This window comes from Brevundimonas sp. GW460-12-10-14-LB2, assembly GCF_001636925.1.
Lineage (GTDB): Bacteria > Pseudomonadota > Alphaproteobacteria > Caulobacterales > Caulobacteraceae > Brevundimonas > Brevundimonas vesicularis.
On sequence record NZ_CP015511.1, the window covers coordinates 2,894,008 to 2,907,548 of the forward strand.

At 66.3% G+C, this 13,541-nt stretch carries 9 protein-coding genes; 4 read left to right on the forward strand and 5 right to left on the reverse strand.

The genetic code is table 11. From position 1 onward, the window contains the following. Positions 1–315 precede the first annotated feature (315 nt). The 4 genes from A4249_RS14335 to A4249_RS14350 all read right to left on the reverse strand — a co-directional run bounded on the left by A4249_RS14335 (position 316) and on the right by A4249_RS14350 (position 5,269). Entirely contained in the window at positions 316–1,290 is a 975-nt protein-coding gene (locus A4249_RS14335; RefSeq protein ID WP_066553822.1) for a hypothetical protein, read from the reverse strand. Beyond that, entirely contained in the window at positions 1,253–3,841 is a 2,589-nt protein-coding gene (locus A4249_RS14340; protein WP_066553825.1) for a fimbria/pilus outer membrane usher protein, read from the reverse strand. The genes A4249_RS14335 and A4249_RS14340 overlap by 38 nt, the downstream gene beginning before the upstream one ends. A 9-nt stretch (positions 3,842–3,850) precedes the next feature. Then, a complete protein-coding gene (locus A4249_RS14345) occupies positions 3,851–4,543 on the reverse strand; it encodes a fimbria/pilus periplasmic chaperone (RefSeq protein WP_055807929.1) in 693 nt (230 codons plus the stop codon). A 135-nt stretch (positions 4,544–4,678) separates the two neighbouring features. Further along, entirely contained in the window at positions 4,679–5,269 is a 591-nt protein-coding gene (locus A4249_RS14350) for a hypothetical protein (RefSeq protein WP_055807932.1), read from the reverse strand. Positions 5,270–5,608: 339 nt separating this feature from the next. On the opposite strand from A4249_RS14350, the gene A4249_RS14355 reads away from it, so the two are divergent. The 3 genes from A4249_RS14355 (at position 5,609) to A4249_RS14365 (ending at position 8,629) form a co-directional block, all read left to right on the forward strand. Next, positions 5,609–6,316 (forward strand): response regulator transcription factor, encoded by a 708-nt coding sequence (locus A4249_RS14355; RefSeq protein ID WP_066553827.1) that lies wholly within the window; start codon positions 5,609–5,611, stop codon positions 6,314–6,316. Between the two features lie 211 nt (positions 6,317–6,527). Continuing rightward, positions 6,528–6,953 (forward strand): TadE/TadG family type IV pilus assembly protein, encoded by a 426-nt coding sequence (locus tag A4249_RS14360; RefSeq protein ID WP_066553828.1) that lies wholly within the window; start codon positions 6,528–6,530, stop codon positions 6,951–6,953. Continuing rightward, entirely contained in the window at positions 6,953–8,629 is a 1,677-nt protein-coding gene (locus tag A4249_RS14365) for a TadG family pilus assembly protein (RefSeq protein ID WP_066553830.1), read from the forward strand. The genes A4249_RS14360 and A4249_RS14365 overlap by 1 nt, the downstream gene beginning before the upstream one ends. A gap of 3 nt (positions 8,630–8,632) precedes the next feature. Here the strand turns inward: A4249_RS14365 and A4249_RS14370 are convergent, their stop codons facing one another. Next, positions 8,633–9,988 carry a M23 family metallopeptidase gene (locus tag A4249_RS14370; RefSeq protein WP_066553832.1) on the reverse strand — a complete coding sequence of 452 codons (1,356 nt, stop codon included), beginning with the start codon at positions 9,986–9,988 and terminating at the stop codon, positions 8,633–8,635. Between the two features lie 318 nt (positions 9,989–10,306). Between A4249_RS14370 and A4249_RS14375 the strand changes: the two genes are divergently transcribed. Continuing rightward, on the forward strand, positions 10,307–13,504 hold the full coding sequence (locus A4249_RS14375; RefSeq protein ID WP_066553867.1) for an intermembrane phospholipid transport protein YdbH family protein: 3,198 nt from the start codon (positions 10,307–10,309) through the stop codon (positions 13,502–13,504). The last annotated feature ends 37 nt before the right edge of the window (positions 13,505–13,541 follow it).

Below are 13,541 nucleotides of genomic sequence, written 5' to 3' on the forward strand. Positions count from 1 at the left end.
GTGCAGTCCGCACGGGGCAGGGGTGTCGGATTTCCGGTCGATCTGATTGGCGTCCGGCGCTGCCCAAACTCTCCTTGCAGGATTGCTGAACCAGCATGGCCGTCTGTTCGCGACGACGCCGCTATCTTTTGCTCATACATTTGCGCCACCCATTTCCGCAGGCTGTCCAAACCCGGATAGGGCTGTCAGCCTCAAGCTTACGATCTGTGTGTGCCGGCTCCTCCAAACAGCCGGCTCATCGCGTTAACTTTGTTACCAGTTTGACGGCCGGGTCGTAATCGCCGCTATGGGCTAACCATGATGGGGTATCTTTCGTCAGCGGGGCGATATGTCGATAGCGAGCACATCCTGATAGCGACCGGCCATCTGATCCTTGATCTTGCCCAAGGTGAACAGCATCGGCAGCGACATGCCGGCGAGGGTGCGGGGCGGATCGACCTCCTTGGTCCAGGGCGCCTGTAGATCGACCGGCGTCCCGTCCAGCTCGACCGCGTAGGCGACGCTGGACGTGGTCTCCGCGTCGCCCCGACGCTGCATCAGGCCGCGATGTTCGGACGTGATCGCGATGACCGACGGTGCGTTGGCGCGGACCTGGATGAAGATGCGCCGCGTCAGGCCGGTAGAGGCGTCACCGAAATCGACCACATCCACACTGGAACCGGAACCAAAGGCGCCAGCGGCGCCGGCCAGGTTCAGTTGTGCTCGGGGCGTGGAGACCAACTGAATAGGGACCGGGATTGGGGCAAGCAGAGCCGTTCCATCGGCGTCCTTGATCAGCAGCTTCAGGTCGGTGGCGTAGGTTCCGGCGTCGGGCACGGCGTCCACGACGATGGCGGCGTCCATCTGCGCCTGACCTGTCGCCTTGCCTGCAAGAGTGTAGCGGAAGACGCCAGGCTCGACGTCGGACGTCTGAAGCCCCGACGCCTCTCGCGGGCGGAACTGCACCCCCACGCCCCCAAGCGCCAGGCCGGACACAATCGCCCCGCCGTCGTCCACGACGGACAACCGCAGCTCGCAGACCTCGTCTGCCTGGTTCTTCAGGCCCAGATCGATGGCGCCGCTCGAGGGTCCCGCAGCGAAGGGATTGTAGTTGATGACGACAGTGCTGGGGCTCTGGGTCAGGGCAAGGTTGCAGGCTCTCGCCTTGGAGGCGGTTACGGCCAGGATCGCCGCCAGGACCAGCGAGACGATGACGGTCAGCGTTTCAGACCAGGTTGGAACCCGGAGCTTTCGGTCACCTTGCGCCTTGCGCCTACGGCGACGGCGGAGACGTGCGGATTTCGCCGACATCGACTGTTCCTTCCACTTTCTCGGGAATCACAAATTCTCCCACCACGGCGCCCTGGATCACCAGGCGATAGCGACCCGGAGCCAGGCCATCGGCGACAAACCGCCCGGAGCGGTTGGTGAAGAAGGGCTTGCCCTCGGCATCGGCCGGAGCGCCTGCCGCCTGGATGACGCCGCCGGCCAGAGCGACCGGCCCATTGGCGGACATCAGGACGCCTCGCGCGGTGCGAGACGCGTCGCTACCCACCACGAAGCGGTACCCGTTGCCGTAGCCGGGGAAGATGTTGACCACACCGCTACCCAGGTCATAGCCCTGCGGCAGCGGATCGGCCTCGATCTCGTAGCGATTGACGCCATAGCCGCGATCCAAGCCGACCAGAGCCGGACCCAGCCATCCGCTGTGCGCGACCGTATAGCCGCTGGAATCCGTCAGCTTGATGCGCGAACGGGAGAGGGTAGGGTGGGGCGTTGCGATGACGAAGCCCTCGCGCGCCGAACGTCCGACGCCAAAGGCGCCGCCGGCGTAACCGATCATCGTCGACATTCGCCACAACGACTCCTGGCGCGTGACCCCGCCGGGCTCGGACGAAACCAGCCGGTTCGATACGAGTTCGGCGTCGAACCGATTATTGATGTAGCGCAGGTCCGCCGTGATCGCTTGGTTGGTTCGATCTTGCGACAGCCGCAAGTCGCCGCTCAAGTCGTTGAGGCGGCCCGAAGATGCGCGTGACACCCCAACCTCACGCAGGTCGTTGTCGGTGTCGTAGCGCGCGGTGGTGCTCCAGCGCCCGCCGAAGCGCGACGTCAGCGTCAATCCGAAGCGGTCCTCGTCGCGGCCATCTTCGGTGGACCCGCGCTGCCAGGCCAGATTGACCGCGAAACGACGGAAAGTGCGGCCCAGGCCCAGGCTGAAATCGGTGCGATCCTTTTGTTCGCGACCCTTTACGAAAGCGACGCCGCCGCTGATCGAATAGTCACGAAAACGCACAAGCAGCCGCGCGGCGGCGCGCCATTTCTCGTTGTTGAAAGCGGACGGATCAAAGGCGCTCTGAAAATAGCGGCTGGTCGCCTGGGCCGACGCCACAAGGCGCGCATCAGCGGTCTTGCCCAAAGTCCTTTCGAGGAGATAGTCGACAGAGGCGACGTAGCCGTTTTTTCCGGTGTCGCCGTTGTGGCTGGCGGCGCTGCTCAGCTGGATCAGACCCAGTTTGGAACCCCACGTCGCTATGGCCCCGGCTTGCCCCTTTCGGTCGGCGATCTGAGCGTTGACGCCGACGGTCAGAACATCGGACAGGCCCTTGCGAACAAAGCCGCTCGCGGCCAGCGTCGAGCCGTACTGAAGATCTCCGCCTTCTTCCAGCAGTCCGGCCGACACCCCAAAATCCAACACGCCGCGATCCAGCAGCCCGGCGCCGCCGAACAGGTCGAACACAGCGATCTCGCGCCGACCGCTGTCGTCTTCGACGAGCAGGCGCACCGTGTTGGCGCCTTGCGCGAAGGGAAAGTCGCCAATGGAGTAGGGGCCGGCGTCCAGACGGATCCGTTCCGCCACCACGCCGTTCACCTCGACGACGACCAAGGCCGGACGGTCTAGGATGAACTGCCGGCGCCCTGCGGGACGCACGTTCTGGAATGGTCGAATGGTTGAATACGCGCGTGCGGCCGATAGCCCCAAAAACCTTTGCGAGCCCTGAAAACTGTCGATGGGGGGCGCGAACTCGCCGGCGGTCAGACGCACGGCGGATTTGAACACGTCCTTGGTCAGACGGATTTCGCGGCGCTGCCAGCGGCCTTGCGTGTTGTTCCCGTCGTAATCGACGCCGGTGGTCAGCGTGACGCCGTCAAACCCGCCGAGGTTGGCGAAAAAGTCGACGCCGCCCTGCAGCGGCGAAAAACGAGTGTCGGTGTGGGAGTAGAGTTGGGCCAGGGTGATATTCGCGCCGGCCGAAAAGTCCGCCGGTTGATCGAAGGCGGCAGGGTCGATCACCGGGGTCTGGGAGAAGCCGACATCGCGCCGTGCTCGGCTTTCCGGCGTGGATGTCGCAACGAAGGTCAGAGACAGGGGATCGAAGGTCAGAGAGAAGGTGTCGCTGACAAGGTCCGCCATATTGACCTTAGTCTGTGTCGCGATCCGGCCTGACAGAGTGGTGAAGAGTTCGGACCCGATCTGAGGCCGCAATAGGTCCAGCAGGGCTGTCGCATCCACCAATCCCTGGCCCTGGGCGTCGACCGAGCCGCTGATGTCGCCAAGATATTTGCCGTCGAGCGTTAGCGGCCCCTGGATCGGCGTAAAGACCGAGGACGGCCTGACCGAAGGAGACTGGTCCTGAATGGGCGGCGAAGCTTCGGTGACTGGGCGTTCGCTTTCGTCTCGATCGATGGCTACGACGGCGGAATAGTCCGGCGGCGCCGTGCGCATGACCTCATCGGTCAGCACGACGGGAGCGGCATGCGCCACGGTAGCCAACCCGCCCCCCATGCAGGCGACGGCCCCGATGCGGCGAAAGGCGGTTCGCGCTCCGGACCGCCCGCCCTTAAAGGACTTGCGGGCCATCGCCGGCCCTCACAGCAGCACGATAGAAGCGGTGAGGTCGCCGGATGCCGATGCGGCGAGGGCCGCCGGTATCTTCACCTGCCGCGTGGCGCCGCCGGCGATCACGCTGACCTGTCCGACATCCACTTCGGCGGCCGGCACCTCATGCGACTGTCCGTCCGCCGTCTTCAGGATGATCCTGGACTCACGGATATAGGCGAAGCCGGTCCCTGAATTATGGGCGGTCAGGATGACGTCGCCGTTCGGCTCGCGCGATACCGCAGTGACCTGCACTTCGGCGCGCGCTCTGGGCGGGGCTACGAACACATAGGTATTGATCGTGAAGGCGACCTGAATGTCAGCGCCGACGCCGCCGTCGCTGGGCGTTGTCTGCATATTGATCGGCAACTGAGCTGCGCGGACCAGATACATACGGCCCTCTTCGGTAGCGTCGCCCGTGTAGCGGACTTGGATCACCTGCTCGCGATTGGCCGGGATGACGGACTGGACAGGAAACACCGTGATGTCTTTGTCGTCTTCGACCAGAGACCGGGCGCCGTTATCATCGACCTGCATGCGATAGGTCTCGATTTCGACCGTCGCTGGTGTGGCGCTGTCGTTCCTGACGGTCATCCGATAGCTGGACCCATTGCCGGATGGCGTGATCTTCGAGATCATGGGCGACACGTCCATGGCCTCGGCCGGTGCAGTCGCGCCTGCCATCAGGACTGTCGTTAAAGCCGTTGCGGCCATCAGTGTCGCGAATACATGACGTGTCATTGTTGCCCCCGTTGTGTTGTCAGACTTCTCACGAAGAAGCAGGGGCCGTCCGAGGGCGGCCCCTGCATTTCGCGACGATCAAGCGGGATCGAGCGAGAAGGTGAAGGTTTCCGTATAGGTTCCGGCCGGAGCCGAGGCGGCGCCTGGACCCGAGGGGGAGGCAGCGCAACCCGAAGAGCCGGGGTTGCTCGGATCGCCCTGCGTTCCGCCCACACCGCTGCCGCCGGGGACGTTGTAGCAGAGGTTCAGGAACAGATCGCCGAAGACGCCGTCAGCCAGTTTTTGGCTGTAGCCGCCAGAGTTGGTGACTTGGGCAGGTTCGCCGGGATAGGTGTCGTTGGCCGCAAAGCCCAGGCTGGGGATTTCCGGCACGGACAGATCCCAATCGTAGTTGATCAGCTTGCCTGCCGCCGACTTGAAGTCGCCGTTGGCGGCGCTTGATGTCAGTTTGGCGCCGCTGGCGGCGTTGCACGACATCCGCAATGTAGTGACCTTCTGACGTACGCCGTTGGCGACCGCGACGTTTCCGCCTGCAACATTGGCCAAGCCGATGCCGCAGAAGTTGGTCACGGTGGTCGAGACGGTCACATTGGTCTGTGCGCTCGACACAGCCGGCATCGCCAGCAAGGCCGCAGCGGCAGTCGCCGCTGCAATAATATAGGTCCGCATAATATCCTCCAGCTTTTCAATATTTTCCCGCCCAATGAGACTGGGTGGGCTCCACAATGTCGTGGTGTCATCATCTATTCACCGCTGGAGGCGGCGTCGCATCGTCAAAGACACTATCGATGATTGCTTAGTCGATCTGCGCATCATTATTGGTGGTGCAAGGACACACCTTGAAGCTGAGCCAGCGTGTTGGTGTGAAAGTTCGACGCCACTTGGCGAGCGGTATTGAGCTGGATCGGCTTCGACGGCGGTCACTCCCCTAACTCGGGTATGTCAATTGGCCCGGTCTGTGGATAGGACGGTGTGGTGAACTGCGCCTGAGAACGCTCGACGCTTGGAATGGCTGTTTACGTGTCGAGCATCGAGGCCCAGCCACGAGGGAGGGTTGAGATGATTGTGGGCGTGACGGGCTTTCTTGCTGTCGGGAGTGAAATCGGCGACTGCGATCCACGACAGGCGAACCTGAACTTCGACGATGACGCCGAGCTCATACCGCCCTGGTCTCGCGCCATCGCGGCTTGGGTCAACATCGATCCTCGCGCCAGGATGTTGTTATCGCGATCGGGACGAATCGGTTGGGCCAACGAAGCCGCCTATCGAATGTTGAAGGACGCCGGCGTGTTCCGGCTCATTGACGACCATCTTGTCTCCGACAGTGCTCAGACGGCTGCGGCGCTGGCGCGCCTTCTGAGAGACGCTGTGCCCGGCCAAGCGATCTATGCGGTCACATCGACGGATGCGGATCGACAATGGCTTTTGCGCTGTCAACAACTGATACCCGGCGATGACGACAGCATCGGTTTTGCCGCACACCGAATGGCGGACCGTGTTTCGTACGAAGCAATGCTCCAGATTCACCACCTGACACCCTGCGAAAAACACATCGTGACGATGATGTTGGCGGGGATGGAGACGGGGCGTATTGCTCAAAAGCAGGATATCTCCATCGAGACACTGCGCACTCACATCAAACATGCCTATCGCAAGTTGGACGTCAGCAGTCGTGGCGAACTATTCGCCAAGGCTGTGGACTTCGCGGGTCTTTAGGCCGGCGCACGATTCGGGCGGAGACGTAGGCTCCGTTTGGCGGGCCATTGCGTGAACATGCCGTTCGGTCCGGGACGCAGCGGCGGATCGAGCTATACGTTCAGGGGCGCTCCGATTTTCGTGGCAATCTCCCGGCCCGCTATTGGCGCCGGCCACACAAACGCTTAACCGTGCCTGATATACAACCCATGATGGTAATCGTGAGGTTGGCATGCGGACGTTCGGACCTATTCCTTCTGCAAGGCGACGCGGGCGCGAGGGCGTGGCGGCGGTGGAGTTTGCGCTGGTGGGGCCGATCCTGGTCCTGCTGCTGATCGGCATCGTCGTCTATGGCGGCTGGTTTCTGATGGCCCAGTCGGTTCAGGCCTTGGCGTCGGAGGGCGCCAGGGCGGCGATCGGGGGGCTGGACGCTGCCGAGCGCGACGGCCTGGCGCGGCGCGAGGTCAGCGAGGCGGTGCGGGGCGTGGCGCTGAACCCCGATCACACGACCATCGAGGTGATGGAGGACGCCGGCCGCCTGCGGGTCGTCGTCGTCTATGACGCCAGCGACAGTCTGATCATGGTGCTGGGCGGAATGCTGCCGCGTCCGCCGTCTGTGATCCGGCGTTCGGCGGTCATCCATGTGGGCGACTACTGATGAGCGTCCGGGCGCCTTGTCTGCTGCTCCGGTTCGGCGCCGATCGGCGTGGGGCGGTGGCGGTGATCGCGGCGGTCGCGGGCGGTCTGTTGTGTCTGTTCACGGCGGCGGTGATCGACCTGGGTGTTCTGGTTCTGCACACCCGCCGGGTTCAGGGGGCGGCGGATCTCGCGGCGCTGTCGGCGGTGCGAAACTTGGCGCAGGGCGAGGGCGCAGTTTCGCGCGCGGCCCAGGCGACGGTCGAGGCCAATGTCGCGCCCGACGTCTCGGTTACGGTGGCGACGACGCTGGGCGTCTATACGCCCGATCCAGCCAAGGCGCGCAAAGACCGGTTCATGACAGGCGGGGTGAAGCCGAACGCCGCACGGGTCGAGGTCACCAGTCGCGCGCCAATGTTCTTCACGCCGCTGTTGCTGGGCCGCGATCAGGTGCGGGTCACCCGCCGGGCCACGGCGACGACGGGCGGCGGGACGCCCAAGGCCATGATCTCGATCGGATCGCGTCTGGCGCGGCTGGACGGCGGTGTGGCCAATCAGGTGCTCGGCGGCCTGACCGGGTCCAAGATGTCGCTCAGCGTCATGGACTATCGTCGTCTGATCGATCTGGACGTCAATTTGCTGGGGTTCACCGACGCCCTGGCGACCGATCTGGGCGTCCAGGTCGGCGACTACGACCGGCTTCTGGCCACCCAGGTCGACGCCGGCCGCGCGTTGAGGGTGCTGGAGCGCGTGGCGGGCGGCCAGGACGGCGGGGCGCTGGGCAAGCTGGCCTCGGCCTCGGTCGGGACAAAGGTCAGGCTGGGCGATCTGATCGGGCTGGAGGCGCGTTCGCCCGACGGGATCCGCGAGGGACTGGACGCCTCGGTGTCGGCCATGGATCTGGTCATGGCCATGCTGGAGGTCGGGGGCGGAGATCGGCAGATTGCGCTGAATCTGGGCGTGCCGACAGGGCTGGCCGATCTGAAGACTAGCCTGGCGATCGGCGAACGCCCCAATCGCTCGCCCTGGCTGACGGTGACGGACGACGGCCAGCCGATCATCCGCACGGCTCAGGCCCGGCTCTATGTGCGGGCCAGGACGGCGCAATCCCTGTCGGGTCTGGCGCGGGTCGAACTACCGATCCTGATCGAACTGGCGGCGTCCGAGGCGCGGCTGAAGTCGCTGTCCTGCGGTCCGGCGCGCGCGGTCGAGGTCGATGTGCGGCCGGGCCTGGCGCGCGCATCGATCGGTGTGGTGGACGAGGCCAGGCTGGGCGACTTCAAGACCCCGCTGACGCCCCAGCGCGCGACCCTGCTGTCGGTCCTGGGCCTGGTCAGCATCACCGGCAAGGCCGATGTCGAGGCGGCGGACATCGGTTTCAGGCCGCTAAGGTTCGACGCGGGCGACATCGACAATCAGCGCACCAAGACCATGGCCTCGCGCGGCTTCGCCAGCGGGGCGGTCACCAGCCTGCTGGCGCGGCTGGACGTGGATGTGAACGTGATCGGCTTAGGCCTGGGGCTCGGCGACCTGACCAAGGCGCTGGGGCGGCTGCTGGAGCCGCTGGGGCCGGTGCTGGACGGCGCGCTGAATCCGGTACTGGACCTGTTGGGCCTGAAGCTGGGCGAGGCCGATGTGACGGTCCACGGCCTGTCCTGCCCGACGTCGGGGCGCGCGACCCCGCGTCTGGTCGGCTGAACCTTAGCCGCGGGCGGGCCGCAGGCCTTCGGCCGAGGCCTGCTGCATGGCCGGACGCTTTTGACCGCCCGAGGCGATGATGCGGTCGATGCGGGCCTTTTCGGCGCGGAAGGCGGTCAGGTCGGCGCCGGCCAGTTCGGTGCCTTCCTGGGTGCGCACGCCGGCGGGATTGATCCGCTGGCCGCCGCGCCACAGCTCATAATGAAGGTGCGGACCGGTCGAGGCGCCGGTCGAGCCGACGTAGGCGACGATCTGACCCTGGCTGACCCGCTGGCCGGCGCGGATGCCCGAGCCGTAGCGCGACAGGTGGCCGTAGCCGCTTTCCAGGCCGTTGTTGTGGCGGATGCGCAGCCAGTTGCCATACCCGCCCCAGCGGCGCGCCTCGACCACCACGCCATCGGCGGGGGCCACGACCGGCGTGCCGGTTCCGGCGGCGAAGTCGATGCCCTGGTGCATCTTCTTGTAGCCCGAGATCGGGTGGGTGCGGAAACCGAAGTTGGACGACACGCGGCGGAAGCTCTGCAGCGGCGTGCGCATCATGGCGGAGCGCAGGTTCTTGCCGTTCGAGTCGAAGAACTGAGCTTCCTTCGCGCCGGCGGGCTTGAAGCGATAGAAGGTGACGCCGCGCAGTTCGGCGTACATCAGGTCGCCCACGTCCACCGTGCGTCCGGCCTCGGTCACTTCACGGTCGAAGACCATGGTGAACTCGTCGGAGGCGCGGATGTCGCGCTGCATGTCGAACTTGGTGGCGAACAGGCGGCTCGCGGAACGGACGATGGAGGCGGTGGCGCCCAGTTCACGCGCGCTGGCGGACAGGCTGCGCTCGACATCGCCCTTCAGGACGACGGTCTCATGGGTGACTTTTTCTTCCAGCGAACGCAGGCGCAAGGCGCCGTCGAAGCTGCGCGATACGGTCAGCTGGGACGCCGGGCCGGTGCGCATCGTCAGGCCGATCAGGCGGGCGTCGCCCCGGCCGTTGCGCGGCTTGGCGATGGCGGTTTCGAACTTCAGTCCGGCGCGCAGATCGGCGAGGTCAAAGGCGTTGGCGACGGTGGCGGCGACGGCGCTGGCTTCTTCGGGCGCGACGCCGGTGCGGCGCACGGCCTGCTCGAAGGTTTCGCCGCGGCGGATCTGGACGTTGACGGCCTCGGGCGCGGTCAGGCCGGCGGGCGCGTTGGCGGCGGCGAAGGCCTTGGCTTCCATGGCCGCCATCTGGACCGAGGTCAGGGCGGGAACTTCTTCGGCCTGAGCGGGTTGATAGGCTCGACCAGCGAGCATCGCCACCGAGATTGCAGCCGCCGCCGTGAGCATGTGCGGCGCGAGCCGCATCGGCTGGCGGCGTGGGTCGAACTGAGCCATCGGTCCCCGTCGTATTGCGACGCCTTTGGCGCCAAAGCTTTACTCGTTCTCGAAGATCGCGCCGTATCGCCCGTGGCGCGAAGGCGGTCCTATACCGCGCTTGTCTCATTTTGGAAAGCAGACCGTTACAAACGGTTAACGTGCGTCAGACAAAGCTCGACGGCGCAGGGATCCCGACCGGCCGATTCGCCGTTATCTGGCCCAGCTTGACCGGCAGGAGACGGGCGCCGAAAACCGACCGTCATGCTTTGATCTTGTTCTGGGGATAAGGATGACCAAGGTGGACGGCCCGCTGTTTCAATCACGCGATCGAGCCGTTTGACCGACACACCGTCCAAGCCAAAGCCGCAGGCCAAGACCCGTCGCATCCTGCGCGCCGTGGCCGTCGGGGTTCTGATCCTGGCGCTGCTGATTGGCGTGGTGGCCGCCCTGATCTATCTCAATCGCCGTGCTGTGGCCCGCAATGTCCTCGTCGGCTGGCTGGACCAGCGCGGGATCCCGGCCGATGTCGAGGTGGAGCGGATCGAGATCGACGGCTTCGTCGGCCGCATCCGCATCGGCGATCCCGAAAATCCCGATGTCGTGGTCGAGCGGGCCGAGGTCGATTACGCCGTCGCCCTGCCGTGGTCCAGGTCGGGCCTGGGCGTCACCCCCAGCCGCATCCGCCTGCTGCGACCGGTCGTCCGCGCCAGCTGGAAGGGCGGAAAGCTGTCGTTCGGCTCGCTGGACCCGCTGATCAAGGAATTCACCGGCGGGCCGCCGCGCCCGGATTCGCGCGGACCCCTGGTCATCGTCGAGGGCGGTCGCGGGCGGTTGAATACGGAATACGGGCCGGTCGATCTGCTGGCTGACGCCCGGATTGACGACGGCAAGCTGATGCGGCTGGCGGCGCGCCTGCCGAAAGCCGCGCTGAAGAGCGGCGAAACGCAGGCCCAGGGCCTGTCCGGCCTGCTGGACCTGACCACAACCGGCGACCGGATGGCGATCAAGCTGTCGGCCGCCGCCGACAGCTTCACCACACCGGCGGCCCGAGGACAGGGGGCTGCGCTGACCCTGACCGGCGATCTGCCCTATCCGGATCTGAAGACGCGGCGCGGCGACGGCCGGGCGGTTCTGGACGCCCGCCTGACGGGCGAGCGCCTGGGAACCTCGACGCTCAGCGCCCGCAGCGCCGATGTCGCCGCGCGGTTCGACGGCGCCGTCTCCGGCTGGATCGAAACCTTCCGGCTGGACGGCGAGGTCACGACCGCGCTGAAGGCGGCGGCCGTCGAGGGCGCAGACCTGCGCATCGCCGATGTCGCCGCGACGGCGACGCGCGGCAAGCTGACGGTGTCGCGCGACGACGCCGTGCGCTGGCGCATGCAGGGGCCGCTGGCCCTGACCGCCGGTTCGGGACGGACGGGTCAGACGACGATCGGCGGACTGTCGTTGACGTCGCGCGACCTGGCCTTGGGCGGCAAGGACGCGGCCTTCGAGGCGACTGGGCCTTTGAGCGCGACCTTCGACCGTTTCTATTTCGGCGACCTGGCGCTGAAGCGCGGTCGCGCCGATGTGGACTTGGACGTGGTCAGCGACGGCGGGATTCAGATCGCGGCGAACGGATCGCTTCGCGCCGCGGACGGCGCCTGGCCCCTTTTCGGCGCGGTGGGCGCCGACGACATCGCCGAGCTGGCCGAGATGAAGCGCGCGCTGGGACGCTTCGCCCTGAATGCGCCCGCCGTCCGCTTCGCCACGGGCGCGGCCGGCACGACCGTCGCCCTGTCGCGTCCCGTGACCCTGACGCCCGCCAACGGTGGCGTCCTGACGGTGGCTCAGGGTCAGGGCGGCGCCTATCAGGCCGAGCCGGGGCGACTGGGCGGCGGGGCGCTGACCCTGACCGCCACGCGCGGCAAGGGCCTGCCGGAAATGTCCGTCGCGGTCCCGAACTGGCGCCTGACCGAGGGCGGGTTCGAAGCGACGCTGGACGGTCGCGCCCGACTGGATTTCGACCTGGCGCGCGGCATCGACGCCCGGACGCGCGGCGTCCTGGCCCTGAACGCCGGCCCGCTGACCTATGCGACATCGGACTGCGTCGACCTGACCGTCGAGCGGCTGGAGCTTGACGAGAACGACGTCCATCAGGTCGCCGGCAAACTGTGTCCCCAGGGCGTTCCGCTGTTGACGTCCAGGGACGGCGTCTGGCGCGTCGCGGGCGGGTTCAGTCAGGTGTCGGCCCAGGCGCCCTTCCTCGGCATGCGGTTCGCCGACGCCGCGGGCCGTGTCACGATCGACGGGACCAAGGCGGGCATCGGCCTGACCGCCAATGTGGCCGCCGCTCGCGTCATCGACGCTCTTACGCCCGAACGGTTCGAACCGCTTTCCGCCTCAGGATCTGCGACGCTGGCCAACGAACGCTGGAGCGGCGCCTTCGATCTGAAGGGCACGGGCGCGGCCGCCGCCTATGATCTCGGCCGCCTGACCCTGGCGCACGATGGCCGCACTGGATCGGGCGGCATCGTCATCACCGCCCCGAAGGTGACCTTCGCAGAGCATGGGCTTCAGCCGGCGATGCTCAGTCCGCTCGCCGCCGACTTCCTGCAGTCGCCGGTCGAGGGCGCCGTCAGCTTCGACGGGCGTTTCGACTGGACCAAGGACGCCGAACCGACCTCCAGCGGCCATCTGGTCACGCCGGGGCTGGATTTCGTCAGTCCGGTCGGGGCGGTGAAGGGGCTGCGCGGCGACATCGTCTTCAGCAGCCTGACACCCCTGGTCACCGCCCCAAACCAGAAGCTGACGGCCGACAGTTTGGCCGTCGGCACGGCGGTCACGGCGCTGGATGTGACCTTCTCGATCAATGAGGCCGGGGTGCTGATCGACGGCGCCCAGGTCGTCGCCGGCGGCGGCACCGTCTCGGTCGAGCCCTTCACCGTGCCGCTGGACGCGAGCCAGCCCTACAGCGGCGTGATCGTGCTGGACCGGGTGCAGCTTGGCGATATCGTCGCCGACACCGGCTTTGACGACAAGGTGCAGCTGGACGCCGTCGTCTCGGGCCGCCTGCCCTTCATCATGGACCCCAAGCGCGGGCTCAAGATCACCGCCGGCAAGCTGGAGGCGGTCCAGCCGGGCCGCCTGTCGATCAAGCGTGATGTCCTGACCGACGTCGCCGCCAGCGGCGGCGGCGAGGTGTCGGAGAACGTCGTCGAGGACCTGGCCTATCAGGCGATGGAGAACCTGTCCTTCGATCAGCTCAGCGCCGATGTGAACAGCCTGGACGGCGGACGTCTGGCGGTCCTGTTCCACATTCGCGGCCGCCACGATCCTCCCAAACGCCAGGAGCTTCGCCTGACGATCGGCGAACTGATCAGCCGCCAGTTCCTGAACCGCAAACTGCCGTTGCCGTCGAACACACAGATCGATCTGACGCTGGACACGACCCTGAACGCCAACCAGCTGATCTCGGATCTGCTGGCCGTCAATCGCGCCCGCCAGGGGCAGCAGGAGGCGACGCCCGCGCCCGTCCCGGCGCCCGCCGATTGAACTTCACCATTCAGCGCGCGTTCATTGGACGGCGTGC